The 15765-nt window shown below is 73.1% G+C and carries 16 protein-coding genes; 3 read left to right on the top strand and 13 right to left on the bottom strand.

What is annotated here, in order from left to right:
- Window positions 1–10 precede the first annotated feature (10 nt).
- From ACVUH9_RS00395 to argJ, 3 genes are read right to left on the bottom strand one after another with little or no spacing between them, the layout of a single operon-like run.
- Window positions 11–1204, bottom strand: coding sequence for an aspartate aminotransferase family protein (locus ACVUH9_RS00395; protein WP_475752835.1), 1194 nt, complete (start codon window positions 1202–1204; stop codon window positions 11–13).
- 27 nt (window positions 1205–1231) lie between these two features.
- Window positions 1232–2122, bottom strand: coding sequence for an acetylglutamate kinase (gene argB / locus ACVUH9_RS00400; protein ID WP_475752837.1), 891 nt, complete (start codon window positions 2120–2122; stop codon window positions 1232–1234).
- A complete protein-coding gene (gene argJ, locus ACVUH9_RS00405; protein WP_475752839.1) occupies window positions 2119–3432 on the bottom strand; it encodes a bifunctional glutamate N-acetyltransferase/amino-acid acetyltransferase ArgJ in 1314 nt (437 codons plus the stop codon). The genes argB and argJ overlap by 4 nt, the downstream gene beginning before the upstream one ends.
- 117 nt (window positions 3433–3549) lie before the next feature.
- Between argJ and ACVUH9_RS00410 the strand changes: the two genes are divergently transcribed.
- Window positions 3550–4695, top strand: coding sequence for an acyl-CoA dehydrogenase family protein (locus ACVUH9_RS00410; protein WP_475752841.1), 1146 nt, complete (start codon window positions 3550–3552; stop codon window positions 4693–4695).
- 84 nt (window positions 4696–4779) lie between these two features.
- A complete protein-coding gene (locus ACVUH9_RS00415) occupies window positions 4780–5547 on the top strand; it encodes an SDR family NAD(P)-dependent oxidoreductase (protein WP_475752842.1) in 768 nt (255 codons plus the stop codon).
- A gap of 51 nt (window positions 5548–5598) precedes the next feature.
- Here the strand turns inward: ACVUH9_RS00415 and ACVUH9_RS00420 are convergent, their stop codons facing one another.
- The 10 genes from ACVUH9_RS00420 to infC form a co-directional block, all read right to left on the bottom strand.
- The gene (locus tag ACVUH9_RS00420; protein ID WP_475752844.1) at window positions 5599–5781 is read right to left on the bottom strand and encodes a hypothetical protein; all 183 of its coding nucleotides are present in this window, start codon (window positions 5779–5781) and stop codon (window positions 5599–5601) included.
- A gap of 15 nt (window positions 5782–5796) precedes the next feature.
- Window positions 5797–6372: a TetR/AcrR family transcriptional regulator gene (locus tag ACVUH9_RS00425; protein WP_475753976.1), complete on the bottom strand. Its 576-nt coding sequence runs from the start codon at window positions 6370–6372 to the stop codon at window positions 5797–5799.
- A gap of 67 nt (window positions 6373–6439) precedes the next feature.
- On the bottom strand, window positions 6440–7753 hold the full coding sequence (locus ACVUH9_RS00430) for an acetyl-CoA C-acetyltransferase (protein ID WP_475752846.1): 1314 nt from the start codon (window positions 7751–7753) through the stop codon (window positions 6440–6442).
- Between the two features lie 39 nt (window positions 7754–7792).
- A complete protein-coding gene (gene argC, locus ACVUH9_RS00435) occupies window positions 7793–8854 on the bottom strand; it encodes an N-acetyl-gamma-glutamyl-phosphate reductase (protein ID WP_475752848.1) in 1062 nt (353 codons plus the stop codon).
- Window positions 8855–8861: 7 nt separating this feature from the next.
- Complete coding sequence (gene pheT / locus ACVUH9_RS00440) at window positions 8862–11426, bottom strand: phenylalanine--tRNA ligase subunit beta (protein ID WP_475752849.1); 2565 nt, start codon at window positions 11424–11426, stop codon at window positions 8862–8864.
- A complete protein-coding gene (gene pheS, locus ACVUH9_RS00445) occupies window positions 11423–12529 on the bottom strand; it encodes a phenylalanine--tRNA ligase subunit alpha (RefSeq protein WP_475752851.1) in 1107 nt (368 codons plus the stop codon). The genes pheT and pheS overlap by 4 nt, the downstream gene beginning before the upstream one ends.
- 163 nt (window positions 12530–12692) lie before the next feature.
- Window positions 12693–13418, bottom strand: coding sequence for a TrmH family RNA methyltransferase (locus ACVUH9_RS00450; RefSeq protein WP_475752853.1), 726 nt, complete (start codon window positions 13416–13418; stop codon window positions 12693–12695).
- Between the two features lie 86 nt (window positions 13419–13504).
- Window positions 13505–13870: a 50S ribosomal protein L20 gene (gene rplT, locus ACVUH9_RS00455; RefSeq protein WP_475752854.1), complete on the bottom strand. Its 366-nt coding sequence runs from the start codon at window positions 13868–13870 to the stop codon at window positions 13505–13507.
- Entirely contained in the window at window positions 13867–14067 is a 201-nt protein-coding gene (gene rpmI, locus ACVUH9_RS00460; RefSeq protein ID WP_475752856.1) for a 50S ribosomal protein L35, read from the bottom strand. The genes rplT and rpmI overlap by 4 nt, the downstream gene beginning before the upstream one ends.
- Window positions 14068–14194: 127 nt before the next feature.
- Window positions 14195–15088 carry a translation initiation factor IF-3 gene (infC, locus tag ACVUH9_RS00465; RefSeq protein WP_475752858.1) on the bottom strand — a complete coding sequence of 298 codons (894 nt, stop codon included), beginning with the start codon at window positions 15086–15088 and terminating at the stop codon, window positions 14195–14197.
- 147 nt (window positions 15089–15235) lie between these two features.
- Between infC and ACVUH9_RS00470 the strand changes: the two genes are divergently transcribed.
- Window positions 15236–15724, top strand: a complete 489-nt coding sequence (locus tag ACVUH9_RS00470; RefSeq protein WP_475752860.1) for a low molecular weight protein-tyrosine-phosphatase — start codon at window positions 15236–15238, stop codon at window positions 15722–15724.
- Window positions 15725–15765 lie beyond the last annotated feature (41 nt).

Consider the following 15765-nt stretch of genomic DNA (forward strand, 5'->3'; position numbering starts at 1 on the left):
GTCCCCCGGCTCAGCGCGCCGCGAGTCCCGCGGCGATCCGGCCGAGGCCGTCGTCGATCTGCTCGTCGCGGATCGTCAGCGGCGGCAGCAGCCGCAGGCAGCTCGGGCTCGGGGCGTTGACCCAGACCTCGTGCTCGAGCACCAGCCGCTTGGCCAGCTCGGGAGCGCTGCCGTGGCGGGCGAGCGCCTCCGGCGTCAGCTCGCACGCGAGCATCAGGCCACGACCGCGCACGCTGGCGACGTCGGGCAGCGCGAGCAGGCCGGCGGCGAAGCGGTCGCCCGCCTCGACGACCCGGGCCAGGAAGCGCTCGTCGTCGACGATGTCGAAGACGGCGTGGGCGGCCGCGGCGACCAGCGGTCCGCCGGCGAACGTCGAGCCGTGGTCCCCGGCCTGGAAGACGTCGTAGAGGTGCGGGCCGGTGATCAGGGCGCCGATCGGCAACCCGTTGGCGAGCGCCTTGGCGACCGTGATCGCGTCGGGCACGATCCCCGTCGCCTGGTAGCTCCAGAGGGTCCCGGTCCGGCCCATGCCGGTCTGGACCTCGTCGATGATCAGCAGCGCCCCGTGGGCGTCGCAGGCGGCGCGGGCCGCGAGCAGCACGTCCTCGCCGATCGGGAGCACCCCGCTCTCGCCCTGGAAGACCTCGAGCAGCACCGCGGCGGTTCCGTCGTTGACCGCGGCCGTGACCGCCTCGGCCGTCGGCGGGACCGCCCGGAAGCCGGGGACGAGCGGCGCGAACGGCTCCTGCTTCGCCTCCTGCGGGGTCGCCGAGAGCGCGCCGTAGGTGCGGCCGTGGAAGCCGCGGTGGAGGCTGATGACCTCTCCCCCGCGCTTGTGGCGGCGGGCGAGCTTGATCGCGGCCTCGTTGGCCTCGGCCCCGGAGTTGGTGTAGAGGACCCCGCCCCCGAGCGAGCTCTTCGAGAGCCGCTCGGCGAGCCGCACCGGCCCCTCGAGGTGGACCAGGTTGCTGGTGTGCAGCAGCCGGCCGGCCTGCTCGGTGATCGCCATCGTGACGTTCGGGTGGCAGTGCCCAAGCGAGGTCACGCCCAACCCGCAGAGCAGGTCGAGCACGCGTCGGTCCTCGACCGTGTGGAGCCAGACGTCGGAGCCCGAGACGATCGCGACCGGCAGCCGCGCGTAGTTCGGGAGGACGCGCTCACGCTCGATGGCCTCGAGCTGGGCGAGCGACAGGGGATCGGGCATCGGGTGCTCTTCTCGTAGGGCGGGACGTCAGCGGGCGGGGCGGATCTGGCTGCCGCAGCCGTCGTCGGTGAACAGCTCCAGCAGGACCGAGTGCGGCCGTCGACCGTCGACGATGCTGGCGGCCCCGACGCCACTGTGGACCGCGTCGACGCAGGCCTGCAGCTTCGGCCGCATGCCGCCGGAGATGTCGCCGAGCGCGGCCTCGACCTCGTCGGTCGTCGCCTGGATGATCAGGCTCGAGGGGTCGTTCGCGTTGCGCAGCCAGCCGGCGACGTCGGTCAGGAAGATCAAGCGGGTCGCCCCGAGCGCACGGGCGACCGCCGCGGCGGCCTCGTCGGCGTTGACGTTGTGCGAGCGCCCCTGGTCGTCCGAGCCGACCGACGCGATCACCGGCACGAAGTCCTCGGCGACGTGGTCGATCACGCCGGTGTCGACGCGGGTGACGCGGCCGACGAAGCCGACGTCCTCGCCGTCGGGGCCGGTCGTCGTCTCGACCTGGAAGAGGTTGCCGTCGTCGCCGGAGAGCCCGACCGCGGCGTGGCCGTGGCGGCTGATCCGGACGACGATGTCCTTGTTGACCTTGCCGAGCAGGACCATCTTGGCGATCTCGACCGTCGCCGGGTCGGAGACGCGCAACCCACCGCGGAACTCGACCGGCAGGTTCAGCCGCTCCATGTACTCGGTGATCGCCGGGCCGCCGCCGTGGACGACGACGACGTTGACGCCGACGTACTTCAGCAGCGCGATGTCGCGGGCGAACTCCTCGCGCAGCTCGGGGTCGGTCATCGCCGCGCCGCCGTACTTGATCACGACGGTCCGGCCGCGGAACTGGCGGATGTAGGGCAGCGCCTCGAGCAGGATGCTGACGTCGCGGACGCCGGCGCCCTCGGCGAGGGTGCTCAGGATCGGATCGGTCACGTCGTGTACTCCGCGTTGAGGCTGACGTACTCGTGGCCGAGGTCGCTGAAGTAGACCTCGGTCTCGTTGGCGTGCGCCACGGGGCGGCCCTCGGCGTCGGTCGCCGGGCCGACGGTGATGTCGTAGTCGACCTCGGGGCCGCGGACCAGCGTCTCCAGGGCGGCGCGGTCGAACGGCGCCTCCTGGCCGTCGCGGCAGACCTCGACGCCCTCGATCCGGACCTGGACCGGCGTGAAGGCGGGGCCGGGCACCGCGGCGCCGACCGCCTGGACGATCCGGCCCCAGTTGGGGTCGCCGCCGTAGAGCGCGGTCTTGACCAGCGGGCTGTTGGCGACCTGGCGCGCGACCCGCTCGCACATCGGCCCGTCGGAGCCGCGCACGGTCACGCGGCCGACGCGGCGGGCGCCCTCGCCGTCGGCCGTGATCAGCAGCGCGAGCTGCCGCAGCAGGGCGTCGAGCGCGAGGCCGAAGCGCTGCTCGTCGGCCGAGCCCGGGGTGACCGCGACGCCGCTGGCGCCGGAGGCGATCAGGACGGCGGTGTCGGAGGTCGAGAGCTGACCGTCGACGGAGATCCGGTCGAAGCTGCGCTTGACGCAGACGCCGAGCAGCAGGTCTGCCGTCTCGGCCTCGAGCTTCGCGTCGGTGGTCACGAAGCAGAGCATCGTCGCGAAGCTCGGCTGGATCATCCCCGCGCCCTTGCAGACGGCGTGGAGGGTGACCTCGCCGCCGTCGAGCGCCACGGTCAGGCTCGCGGTCTTGGGGAACAGGTCGGTGGTCTCGATCCCCTGGCGGAAGTCGTCGTCGCCGTCGGCCCGCAGCTGCTCGCCGGCCGCGGCGATCCCGTTCGGGACGACCTCCATCGGCAGCGCGACGCCGATCACCCCGGTTGCGGCGACCGCGACCTGGTCCTCGTCGACCCCGGCCGCCTCGGCCGCGGCCCGCCGCACCTGACGGGCGGTCTCGAAGCCGTCACGGCCGGTGCCGGCGTTGGCGTTGCCGCTGGTGACGACGACCGCGCGCAGGGCGTCCAGCCGCGAGCTCTCGCGGGTCACGAGGACCGGCGGCGCCGCCGTCCCCGAGCGGGTGAAGCGGGCGGCGCTGACCGCGTCGGGCTCGTCGCAGACGAGCAGGCCGATGTCGGTCTTCCCCGACGGCTTGATCCCCGCCGCCACCCCGGCGGCGCGGAAGCCGCGCGGGAGGCCCCGATCGGCGACCCCGACGACGCTGTCGGGCACCTCGATCCATCGGGAACGGAAGAACGGCGTCGCGGTGTCGTCGGCGTTTCGCTTTTCCGTACCTGGATCGGGCATTCCCACGAGTCTAGGGCGGGACGCGGGGCCGACGCCGCCTGCTCCCCCTGTGGCCGCCGCGCTTCAGCGCCAGTTCGCCGGACAGTACCGCGGTACTGCTCTTGGTACTCTCGCTGGGTGCCTGCCGATCGCCTACTCCCGTCCGACGACGACGCCGCGGTCATCGCGCTCGCCCGCGAGATCGCCCACGACCGGCTGGCCCCGCTGGCGGCCGATGCCGAGGCCACGGCGGCCTTCCCGCGCGAGCTGTTCCGGGAGCTCGGCGGCCTCGGCCTGCTGGGGATGCCGTACCCCGGCAAGTACGACGGCGGCGGCCAGTCCTACGAGCTCTACCTCCAGGTCCTGGAGGAGCTGGCCTCGGCCTGGGCCAGCGTCGGGGTCGGGATCAGCGTGCACGCGATGGCCTGCTATCCGCTCGCCACCCACGGCAGCGACGAGCAGCGCGACCGCTGGCTGGCCGAGATGGTCGGGGGCAGCCTGCTCGGCGGCTACTGCCTGTCCGAGGCCCACGCCGGCTCCGACCCCGCCGCGATGCGCACCCGTGCCGAGCGCGACGGCGACGGCTACCGGATCACCGGCAGCAAGGCCTGGGTCACCCACGGCGGCGACGCCGACTTCTACACCGTGTTCGCCCGCACCAGCGACGACCGCAGCAAGGGCATCTCGTGCTTCCTGGTCCCCGCCGACGCCCCCGGGCTGACCCGGCAGGCGCCCGAGCGCAAGATGGGCCTGACCGGGTCGACGACCGCCACGCTCGACTTCGACGGCGTCGTCGTCTCCGCCGACCGGCTGATCGGCCGCGAGGGCCAGGGCCTCGCGATCGCGCTCGAGGCACTCGACAGCGGCCGCCTCGGCATCGCCGCGGTCGCCGTCGGGCTCGCTCAGGCCGCGCTCGACCACGCCGTCGCCTACGCCCGCGAGCGGGAGGCGTTCGGCAAGCCGATCATCGACCACGAGGGACTCGGCTTCCTGCTCGCCGACATGGCCGCCGCGGTCGAGTCGGCCCGCGCCACGCTGCTGGAGGCGGCCCGTCGCCGCGACCGCGGCCGACCGTTCTCGCGCCAGGCGTCGATCGCCAAGCTCGTCGCGACCGACGCCGCGATGCGGGTCACGACCGACGCCGTCCAGGTCCTCGGCGGGGCCGGCTACACCCAGGACTTCCCCGTCGAGCGCTACATGCGCGAAGCGAAGGTGATGCAGATCTTCGAGGGCACGAACCAGATCCAGCGGCTCGTGATCGCCCGCCACCTCGCGGTGGCCTAGCCTCGATCGGCGGCCGACCGCCGGCGATCGGCCGCGGCGGGCGTGCCGCGGTCACCATTCCCCCGTACGACCAGCAGGAGCGACATGACGAACATCACCAGCGGCACCGGAGCGATCGTCTTCGGCGGTGCCTCCGGCCTCGGCGAGGCGACCGCCCGCCGGCTCGCCGCCGACGGCGCGGACGTCGTCATCGCCGATCTCAACGTCGATCGCGCCAACGCCGTCGCCGACGCGATCGGCGGACGCGCGGTCGCCACCGACGTCACCGATCCGGGCTCGGTCGAGGCCGCCGTCGCCGCCGCTGCGGAGGCCCCGGGCGGGCTCCGGCTCTCGGTCGTCTGCGCCGGCCTCGCGACCCCCGGCAAGCTGCTCGGCCGCGAGGGCCCGACCGAGCTGGAGCGGTTCGCCAACGTGATCCAGGTCAACCTGATCGGCACGATCAACGCGCTGCGGCTCGCCGCCGCCGCGATCGCCGCCAACGAGCCGGACGAGCACGGCGAGCGCGGGGTCTGCGTCCAGACCGCCTCGATCGCCGCCTACGACGGCCAGATCGGACAGGTCGCCTACGCCGCGTCGAAGGGCGGCGTCGCCAGCCTGACCCTACCGGTCGCCCGCGAGCTCGCCGGCCGCGGGATCCGGGTGGTCACGATCGCGCCGGGGCTGTTCGACACGCCGATGATGGCCGGCCTGCCCGAGGCCACCCGGACCTCGCTCGCCGGCACGGTCCCGTTCCCGGCCCGGCTCGGCGACCCCGCCGAGTACGCCGCGCTGGTCCAGCACATCGTCGCCAACCGGATGCTCAACGGCGAGGTCATCCGCCTCGACGGCGCGCTCCGGATGGCGCCGCGCTGAGGGCCTCCCGCCGCGAGGTCCGCTGATCCGGGCAGGCGCGGCGGCGACCGTTCAGTCGTCGTCGTCGCGCTCCGCGTCGCGACGCCGCTGCGTCCGCCGGGTCTCCCAGACCAACGCGATCGGCAGCCCCACGCCGATCACCACGTACAGCGCACGGCCGTCGCGGAACCCGACGACCAGGAAGTAGACGGCGATCGCGATCACCGCGACGCTCGCCAGGACGGTTCGGATCATCACGGGTGGTTGCCCCTACTCGCCGACCAGCGACGGTTGCTGGATGCCGGTCAGGACCAGCGCGGTGAGCTCCTGGTATGCGTCCGAGTCGCGCAGGCCGGTCGCCCGCGTGACCTCGCCGACCTGGATCCGCTCCATCGTCGCGGCGACCGTGTCGGCCACGAACTTGGCGTGGACGGCGCGGAACTCCCCGCCGTCGACCCCGGCCGCGATCAGCTCGCGGACGCGGTTGGCCGCCGCCCGGGTGTTGCGCTCGTAGACCGCTCGGGCCGGCGGGTGCGCACCGAGGTCGGCCATGAACTGGACCGAGGCCGGACGCAGGGCGTCGGCGACTGCCGTGAGGTACGCCGCGATCCGGGCCGCCGAGCCGTCGTGCTCGGCGGTTCGCCGCTCGACGGCCGCGGTCGCGATCCGGAAGAACTGCTTGACTGCGTTGATGACGAGCTGCTCCTTGCTGTGGCCGAGCTCGTAGAGCGTCGACTTCGAGCAGTGCAGGCGCGCCGCCAGATCGGCGATCCGGAAGCGCAGGAAGCCCTCGTCGAGGAACAGCTGCAGCAGCTCGTCGAGCAGCTGCTCGTGGCGGTCGGTCATCGGCACGGGCCAGCCGATTCTACGGACGGCGCGGGTCGGAGCGACGGAACGGCGGCAGCCACGGCCCTCAGCGCTCGAGGATCGCGACGACGCCCATCCCGCTGCCGGCGCAGATGCTGACCAGCGTACGGCCCCCACCCCGCTCCGCCAGCTGCTTGGCCGCGGCGGCGAAGATCCGACCGCCGGTCGCGCCGAACGGGTGTCCGGTCGCCAGCGATCCCCCGTTGACGTTCAGGCGGCTGCGGTCGATCGTGCCCAGCGGGGTGGCGCGACCGAGCCGCTCTCGGTTGAACGCCGGGTCCTCCCAGGCGGCGAGCGTCGAGAGCACCTGCGACGCGAACGCCTCGTGGATCTCGAATAGGTCGAAGTCCGCGAGGGTCAGCCGGTTGCGGTCCAGCAGGTCGGCGACGGCGTAGGCCGGCGCCATCAGCACGCCCTCGTCGCGGGCTGTGCCGTCGACGTAGTCGACCGCCGCGGTCTCGGCGTCGACCAGGTAGGCGAGCGGCTCGCGGCCGTGGGCGTCGGCCCAGCGCTCGTCGGCGAGCAGCACGGCGGAGGCGCCGTCGGTCAGCGTCGTCGAGCTGGCGGCGGTCATCGTGCCGTCCGGCCCACCGAAGCAGGGCCGCAGCTGGGCCAGCCGCTCGGCGTCGATGTCGCGGCGGAGGTTCCCGTCCTCCTCCAGGCCCCGGAACGGCGTCACCAGGTCGGCGAGGAAGCCGCGGTCGTAGGCGGCGGCGAGCTGGCGGTGGCTGGCCAGCGCCAGCTCGTCCTGGTCGGCCCGGCTGATGCCCCAGGCGGCCCCGGTCAGGGCCTGGCCCTCGCCGGGCACCAGGCCGGTCCGCCGCTCCGCCGGGCTGGGGATGTCGAGGTCGAGGTCGGTCGGCCGCAGCTTCAGCAGCTCCTTCGCCCGGTCAGCCTTGCTGCGAGCGGCGTTGATCCGGACCAGCCGTCCCCGCAGCTTGTAGCCGAAGCCCAGCGGCGGGTCGGAGGTCGTGTCGGCCCCGCAGGCGATCCCGGAGCCGATCTGACCGACGGCGATCTTGTTGGCGATGTGGACGACGGTCTGACCGCCGGTCGCGCACTGCTGCTGGATGTCGACCGCGGGCGTCCGACGGGAGAGCCCCGAGTCGACGACCGCCTCGCGGGTCAGGCTGTGGTCGCGGGCGAGCTTGACCACCGCCCCGCCGGCGACCTCGCCGATCCGCTCGCCGTCGATCCCGAAGCGGGCGACCAGGCCGTCGAGCGCCGCGCCCAGCATCTGCTGGTTGGTCGCGTCGAGGTACTCGGCGTTGGAGCGGGCGAACGGAATCCGGTTGCCGCCCAGGATCGCGACCGGCTGGAGCTGTCGCGGGGTCCTGTCGCGACCTGCGGTGGTGGCCATCCGCGGAAGCTACCACTGGTAGCTTCCGCGCGGCCCGTGTCAGGCCGGCAGGCCCTCGCCCTCGGGCCGCCCGAAGGCGACGTTGAGACACTGGATCGCCTGGCTGGAGGTGCCCTTCCAGAGGTTGTCGATCACGCCGAAGACGAGCACGTGGCCGGACAGCGGATCGACGTGGGTGCGGATCCGCGCCACGTTGGTGCCCTGGACGTCGCGCATCCCCGGTTCGGCGTCGGTCAGCTCGACGAACGCCTCGTCCGCGTAGGCCTCGCGGAAGAGCTCGGCGACCTCGGCCGCGGCGACCTCACGGGTCGGGCGGACGTAGCAGGAGACGAGCTCGCCCTGGTCGACCGGCACCAGGTGCGGGACGAAGACCGGCTGCAGCGCCGCGTCCATCCCGAGCCCGGCCAGCTCCTGGCGGATCTCCGGCTGGTGACGGTGGCCGGCGACGCCGTAGGCGTGGACGTTCTCCGAGACCGCGACGTAGTGGGTGTTGCGGGCCAGCTTGCGCCCCGCGCCGGAGACGCCGCTCTTGGCGTCGACGATCACGTCGGCGACCAGGCCGGCGCGGCTCAACGGCGCCAGCGCGAGGACCGCCGCGGTCGGGAAGCAGCCCGGACCGGCGATCAGCCGACCGCCCTCACGGACACCCGCCAGCGCCTCGCGGTGGATCTCCGGCAGCCCGTAGACGGCGGTCCCGAACAGCTCGGGCGCCACGTGCACGTCGCCGTACCACTCGCGGTAGACCGCGGGGTCGCGGAGCCGGAAGTCGGCCGACAGGTCGAGCACGACCAGGCCGCGGGCGTGGAGCCCGGCGACCGCCTCGCTCGACGCCCCGTGCGGGTAGCCGACGATCGCGACGTCGTGGCTCTCGGCGATCGCGTCGAGGTCCGGCTCGGTCAGCACGGTCGGGACGCGGTGGTGCGGGTAGAGCTCGTCGAGCCGCATCCCGGCCTCGGCCCGGGCGGTGATCGCACCGAGCTCGAAGTACGGATGGCGGTGCAGCAGCCGGGCGGCGAGCGCGCCGGCGAAGCCGGAGGCCCCCAGCACCGCGACCCGCGGCCCCGTCGTCCCCGTTCCGGTACCGGCCCCGGGCAGGCTCACCCCGGGCTCAGCCACGGAGCACCGCGCCCAGCTTCTCGGTCAGCGCGGCGACGATCTTCTCGCGCACGCCGCCGATCTCCTCGTCGGTCAGGGTCCGGTCCGCCGCGCGCAGCCGCACGTGCAGGGCGAGTGAGACGTGGCCGTCGGGGATCCCGGTGCCGCGGTAGGCGTCGAACACGCCGACCTCCTCCAGCAGGCTGCCGCCGGCCTTGCGGGCGACGGCGATCGCCTGGGCGGCCGTGACCTCGTCGGCCACGACCACGGCCAGATCGAAGCGGGCGTCGGGGAACTGCCCGACCGGACGGAAGGCGACGACGTCGGGCACCAGCGGCAGGACCTGGTCGAGGTCGACCAGGAAGACCGCCGCCTGCGCCAGGTCCCAGCGCTCGGCCACCCGCGGGTGGACCTCGCCGAGCAGGCCGACCTGCTGGTCGCCGATCAGGACGCGGGCCGCGCGGCCGGGGTGCAGGAAGGCGACGGCGTCGGTCGCCTCGACCGACCAGTCCTCGATCCGCAGCGCCTGGAACAGCGCCTCGAGCAGGCCCTTGGCCGCGAACAGGTCGTCCTCGACCAGCGCCGCGATCGCGAGGTGCTCGAACGGCATCTCGGGGCGGCGCGGATCCGGCGTGTCGCGGAAGACGCTGCCGGTCTCGAAGATCCGGATGTCCTGCGCGCCGCGGGTGCGGTTGTGGCGAGCGATGTCGAGCAGCGAGACGAGGATCGTCGGGCGCAGAACCGCCTGGTCCTCGCTCAGCGGGTTCTCCAGCCGGACCGCCGCGGCCCGCGGATCGTCGTCGCTCAGGCCGAGCCGGCCGGCAGCGCCGGCGTCGGTGAACGACCAGCCGGCGACCTCCTGCAGGCCACGCCCGACGAGGGCGTCCTCGGCCCGCCGACGGGCCTTCTGGACCGGGCTCAGCTGAGCCGCGTTCGTGCGCCGGCGGGCCGGCAGCGTCGGCTCGAGGTCGGCGACCACGCCGAGCCGCGCGATCTCCTCGATCAGGTCGACCTCGCGGCTGACGTCGGCGCGACGCTCCGGCGGCACGACCACGTGCAGCACGGCGGAGCCCGCGGGCGCGCCGCTATCGGCGTCGGTGACCTCGAAGCCGAGCGCGGTCAGCAGCTCGGCCTGGCGCTCCCGCGGGACCGCGGTCCCGAGCAGCCGCTCGACCCGGGCCTCGCGCAGCAGCAGCGGCCGCCTGTGCGACCCGAGCCCGTGGAACTCGCCCTCGTGCTGGGGCCAGACGTCGATCGTGCCGCCGACCCGGCGAGCGCCGACGACCTCGTGCAGCAGCCGCGTGGCCAGGACCTGGGCCCAGTCGACCTGCTCCGGCGCGATCCCCTTGGCGTTGCGGCTGGCGGCCTCGCTGAAGAGCCCGAACCGCTGGGCGGTCTTGTGGATCGTCGGGCCGTCCCAGCAGGCGACCTCGAGCAGGACCCGGGTCGTCTCGTCGCGGACCTCGGAGCGGGCTCCGCCCATCACCCCGGCCAGCGAGGTCGGACCGTCGGCGTCGGCGATCAGGACGTCGCCGGCGGTCAGCTTGCGCTCCTGGCCGTCGAGGGTCGTGAACGTCTCCCCCGCCGTCGCGTTGCGGACGAGCAGGCTGCCGCCGGCGATCCGGTCCGCGTCGAACGCGTGCAGCGGCTGACCGGTCACGTGCATCACGTAGTTGGTGATGTCGACGACGTTGTTGATCGAGCGGTAGCCGGCCGCGGCCAGCCGCGCCTGCAGCCAGAGCGGCGACGGCGCGATCGTGACGTTCTCGAACAGCCGTGCGGTGAAGCGACGGCAGCCACCGTCGCCGGCTCCGTCGAGCGTGACCGAGAAGCCGTCGATCGTGGCGCCGGCGGGATCGGGCTCGCCCGCCTCCTCGGGGACCGTCTCGCGCTCGACGTTCTCCTCGTCGTGCTCGTCGGCCAGGGTCCCGCCGCGGCCGATCCGGTCGGGGGCGCCGGCCCGCGTCCACGGCGCCGGGCGCAGCGGAGCGCCGGTCGCCGCGGAGACCTCGCGGGCGAGGCCGTAGAGGCCGAGGCAGTCGGGCCGGTTCGGCGTGATCTCGAGGTCGAGGACGTCGTCGGCGTGCGGCAGCACGTCCGAGAGCGGCGTACCGGGGTTCAGCTCGAAGGCCCCGGGCAGGTGCTCGTCGAGCGCCAGGATCCCGTTGTGCTCCTCGCCGATCCCGAGCTCGCGCGCGGAGCAGATCATCCCCTCGGAGACCTGACCGCGGAGCTTCGCCCGCTTGATCTTCATCCCGTCGGGCATCACCGTCCCGACCAGCGCGACGGCGACGACCTGGTTCTCGGCGACGTTCGGCGCGCCGCAGACGATCTGGGTCACGTCGCCCTCGCCGGTGGCGACGCGGCAGACCTTCAGCCGGTCGGCGTCGGGGTGCTGCTCGGCGGCGAGCACGCGGCCGATCACGACCGTGTCGGGGGTCTGGACGCCGTGATGGATCAGGTGATCCAGCTCGGTGCCGGTGCCGTTGAGGCGCGCGGCGATCCGGGCAGCGTCGAGGGTCTCGGGGGTCCCGTCGAGGTCGACGAGCTCACCCAGCCAGCTCAGTGGAGCCTTCATGCGAACTGCTCCAGCAGACGGAGGTCGTTTTCGTACAGCAGGCGGAGGTCGGGCACCCCGTAGCGGAGCATCGCGATCCGCTCGATGCCCATCCCGAACGCGAAGCCCTGGACCTTCTCGGGGTCGTAGACGTCGTCCCCGCGGACCGCGCCGACGGCGAGCAGCACGTTCGGGTCGACCATCCCCGAGCCGAGGATCTCGATCCAGCCGGTGCCCTTGCAGAGGCCACACCGCGAACCGTCGCGCAGGTGCCCGCTGCCGGAGCAGCGGAAGCAGCTGACGTCGACCTCGACGCTCGGCTCGGTGAAGGGGAAGAAGTGCGGGCGCAGGCGGATGTCGCGCTCGTCGCCGAAGATCGAGCGGGCGAAGCTCAGCAGCACGCCCTTGAGATCGGCGAGCGTGATGTCGACGTCGACCCAGAGTCCCTCGACCTGGTGGAACTGGGGCGTGTGGGTGGCGTCGCTGTCGGGCCGGTAGACCCGGCCGGGGACGATCACCGCGACCGGCGGCTGCTCGCGCTCCATCGTCCGGATCTGCATCGGCGAGGTGTGCGTGCGGAGGACCCGCTGGAGCGCACCCTCGCCGTCCTTCGTGACCCCGTCGAGCTGCGGCGACGGCGCCAGGTAGAAGGTGTCGGCGCGATCGCGGGCCGGGTGGTTCGGCGCGTGGTTGAGGGCGTCGAAGTTGTAGTGGACGGTCTCCGTCTCCGGCCCCTCGACGATGCTGAAGCCGAGGCCGAGGAAGACGTCCTCGATGTCGCGACGGGTCCGCGTCAGCAGGTGCAGCCCGCCGACCGACTCGCGGCGACCGGGCAGCGTGACGTCGACCCGGTCGGCGATCAGGCGCGCGTCGAGCTCGACGCTCTTCAGCTCGGCGAGGCGGGCGTCGAGCGCCGCCTGGAGCGCCTGGCGCGCCTGGTTGGCTGCCTTGCCGACGATCCCGCGCTGCTCCGGCGGCAGGTCGCTGACGTTGCGCAGCAGGTTCGGGAGCTCGGCCTTGCGGCCGAGGTGCTGGACCCGGAGCTCCTCGAGCTCGTCGGTGGTGGTGGCTGCCGCAACGGCCGCCTCACCCGCAGCACGTAGTTCGGCGATCCGGTCGTTCATCGCCGTCGATGGTATGAGATCGACGGAGCCGGCCGTCCGCCGCTTGCTCGCGGGCGATCGCCGGTGTCCCCCGTCGGACCGAACAGCCGGTCGAATCGGTCGGCGTCGGGGCGCGGACGCCGCGCCGGCGACCCGGCACCGCGTCGCTGACCGGGCGGAGGACTCAGGTGGCCGGGGTGCGGCCGAGCTCGTAGAGCGCGACCGTCGCGGCCATCGCCGCGTTGAGCGACTCGGCACCGCTGATCGGCAGGTGCGCGACCCGATCGCAGGCCGCGATCACCTCGTCCGGAAGCCCCTCGCGCTCGCCGCCGACCAGCAGCGTGACCGCTGCCGTGCCGTCGGCCCCGGCGACGTCCCCGCGGAGCTCGTCGCCGGCCCGGAGGACGAGCGCGATCGTCGTGCCCGGCAGCTGCTCCGGCCCGTCGACGCGAGCCAGCGGGATGGCGAAGACCGAGCCCATGCTGGCGCGGACCGCCTTCGGCGAGTACGGGTCGGCGCTCCCCGGCCCGAGCGACACGCACGACGCGCCGAGCGCGTGCGCGGCCCGCACGATCGTCCCGACGTTGCCGGGATCGCGCACCCCGTGCAGGTGGACGCAGCGCGGACCCACTGCCGTCTCCGCCCAGCGCTGGGGGTAGACCCCGATCGCGCGCGTGCCCGAGCCGAGCGACGAGGTCGAGGCCAGCAGGTCCTCGCTGACCTCGGTCCCGCTGAACCCGCTGCCGGCCGCGACGAGCAGGTCCTCCGGCGTCCAGCCGGCGGCGGCCGCAGCGGCGACGAGGTCCTCGCCCTCGGCCACGAAGAGACCGGTACGGGTCCGCTCGCGGCGCCGCGAGAGCAGGCCGCGAACCAGCTTGAGGCGGGGGTTGTGGAAGGAGCTGATCAGCATGGAACGAGGAAGGGCGCCCCGTGGGACGCCCTTCGAAGACTCGGAACGATCGTCGGGACGGTGGTCCCGACGACGTCGTCAGTCGCTCAGACCTTGGCGGCCAGGGCGTCCTTGGCGACGGCCGTGATGGCGGTGAACGCCTCGGCGTCGCGCACGGCCAGGTCGGCCAGGCTCTTCCGGTCGATCTCGATCTCGGCCAGGATCAGGCCGTGGATGAGCTGACCGTAGGTCATGTCGTTGAGGCGGGCCGCCGCGTTGATGCGCGTGATCCACAGGCGACGGAAGTCGCGCTTGCGGTTGCGCCGATCGCGGTAGGCGTAGACGCCAGCCTTGAGCTGCGCCTCCTTCGCCTCACGGTAGTTGCTGTTCGCGTTGCCGACGTACCCCTTGGTACGTGCGAGCATCGAACGGCGCTTCTTGCGCCCATGGACGGAACGCTTGACGCGGGTCACTTGCCCTCACCCAGCAGTCGGTTGGCCCGCGCCGTATCAGCAGCGGAAAGGATTGCGGCGGTCGCGAACTTGCGCTTGCGCTTCGGCGACTTCTTTCCCAGGATGTGGGAAGACATCGCGTGGCGCGCCGAGACCTTACCGGTCCCGGTCTTCTTGAAGCGCTTCTTTGCGCCCGAGTGGGTCTTCTGCTTGGGCATGCGGATCGGGAATTGTGCCAGATAGGAGGGAAACGTGCGGTGAGGCGTCGCGCAGATCGCGCGACGCCGGCACCGACGTCAGGACAAGTGGCGGCGCGCAGGGACGCGCACCGCCGATCGACATAACCTACGCGGTCGGAGCGTCCTGCGGGCTGCTGCCGTCCGCGGCTTCCGCCGCGTCGTCGCCCCCGGAGGCCTGCTCGGCGGCCTCGACGGGCGCCTCGGCGGCCTCGGCCGCGTCGTCGCCCTCCGTGGCGTCCTCGGCCTCCGTGGCGTCCTCGGCCACGGCGGCGTCCTCGGTCTCCGTCGTCGCCTCGTCCGCAGCCGGAGCCGCGTCCTCGGTCGGCGCGTCGACCACGCCGTCCGTGGCGTCGTCACCACCGACGACGATCCCGGCGGCCTCGGCCTCGGCGGCCTCGGCGGCCTTCTCCTCGGCGGACGCCTCGACGGTCGGGGTCCAGGTGCCGTTCACGACCTCCTTGGAGGGGCTCAGCATCATGGTCATGTTGCGTCCCTCCAGGCTCGGGCGCTGATCGACCTGGCAGATGTCACCGAGGTCGACCACCAGCCGCTCGAGCAGATCGCGCCCGCGCTCGGGGTGCGTCACCTCGCGGCCGCGGAACATGATCGTGACCTTGACCTTGTCCTTGCCCTTGAGGAACCGGATCACGTGCCCCTTCTTGGTGGCGTAGTCGTGATCGGCGATCTTCGGGCGGAACTTGATCTCCCGCGTGACGACCTGGGTCTGGTGCTTCTTGGCGACCTTCTTCTTCTGGGCCTGCTCGTACTTGTACTTCGAGTAGTCCAGAACGCGGCACACCGGGGGGCGTGCCGTAGCGGCCACCTCGACCAGGTCGAGATCGTGGGATTGGGCGTAGCGGAGGGCTTCGTCCGTCCGCATAACGCCGATCTGATTCCCGTTCTCGTCAATGACGCGAACCTCGGGAACCCGAATCCGATCGTTGACACGTGTCGTGTCCCGTTCGGGCGGACGCCGGTCAAACCTACGAGGGACCGGCACTAGTAGGAGCTATTCGCGCGGCGCACAGCGTGCGAGCGCGAGATATCGCGAGCAAACAAGGGACAGATACTAGCGGCAGAAGGCACAAGGCACCAGCCCGGTCGTCCATCCGGCCAGAGACGGCGCCCTCGCGTAGCCTCCGACGGGATGCACCTGCTCTTCGTCTGCCTGGGCAACATCTGCCGCTCCCCCACCGGCGAGGGCGTGATGGCCGCACTGATCGCCGAGCGTGGTGCCGGCGACCGGATCACGGTCGACTCGGCCGGCACCGGAGGGTGGCACACCGGCAGCCCGCCCGACGCCCGGGCCACCGCCGCCGCGGCCCAGCGGGGGATCGGGCTCGTCGGCGGCGCCCGCCAGGTCCGGGTCGAGGACTTCGCCTCGGCCGACCTGCTGCTGGCGATGGACGAGCAGAACCTGCGCGATCTGCGGGCGATCGCCCCGAGCCCGGAGGCCGCGGCCAGGGTCCGCCTGCTGCGCGAGTTCGACCCCGCCTCCGATCCCGCCGACCTCGACGTCCCCGATCCGTACTACGGGGACGGCGACGGGTTCGCGCTGGTCCTCGACCAGGTCGACGCGGCCTGCCGCGGGCTGCTCGAGCAGATCGAGCGGGGTGCCGTCGCCCCACCGACCTGAGTCGGCGGACGCACGCCCTCAGCGGGCGCCCGGGAACGCGC

The organism is Patulibacter ginsengiterrae, assembly GCF_056269115.1.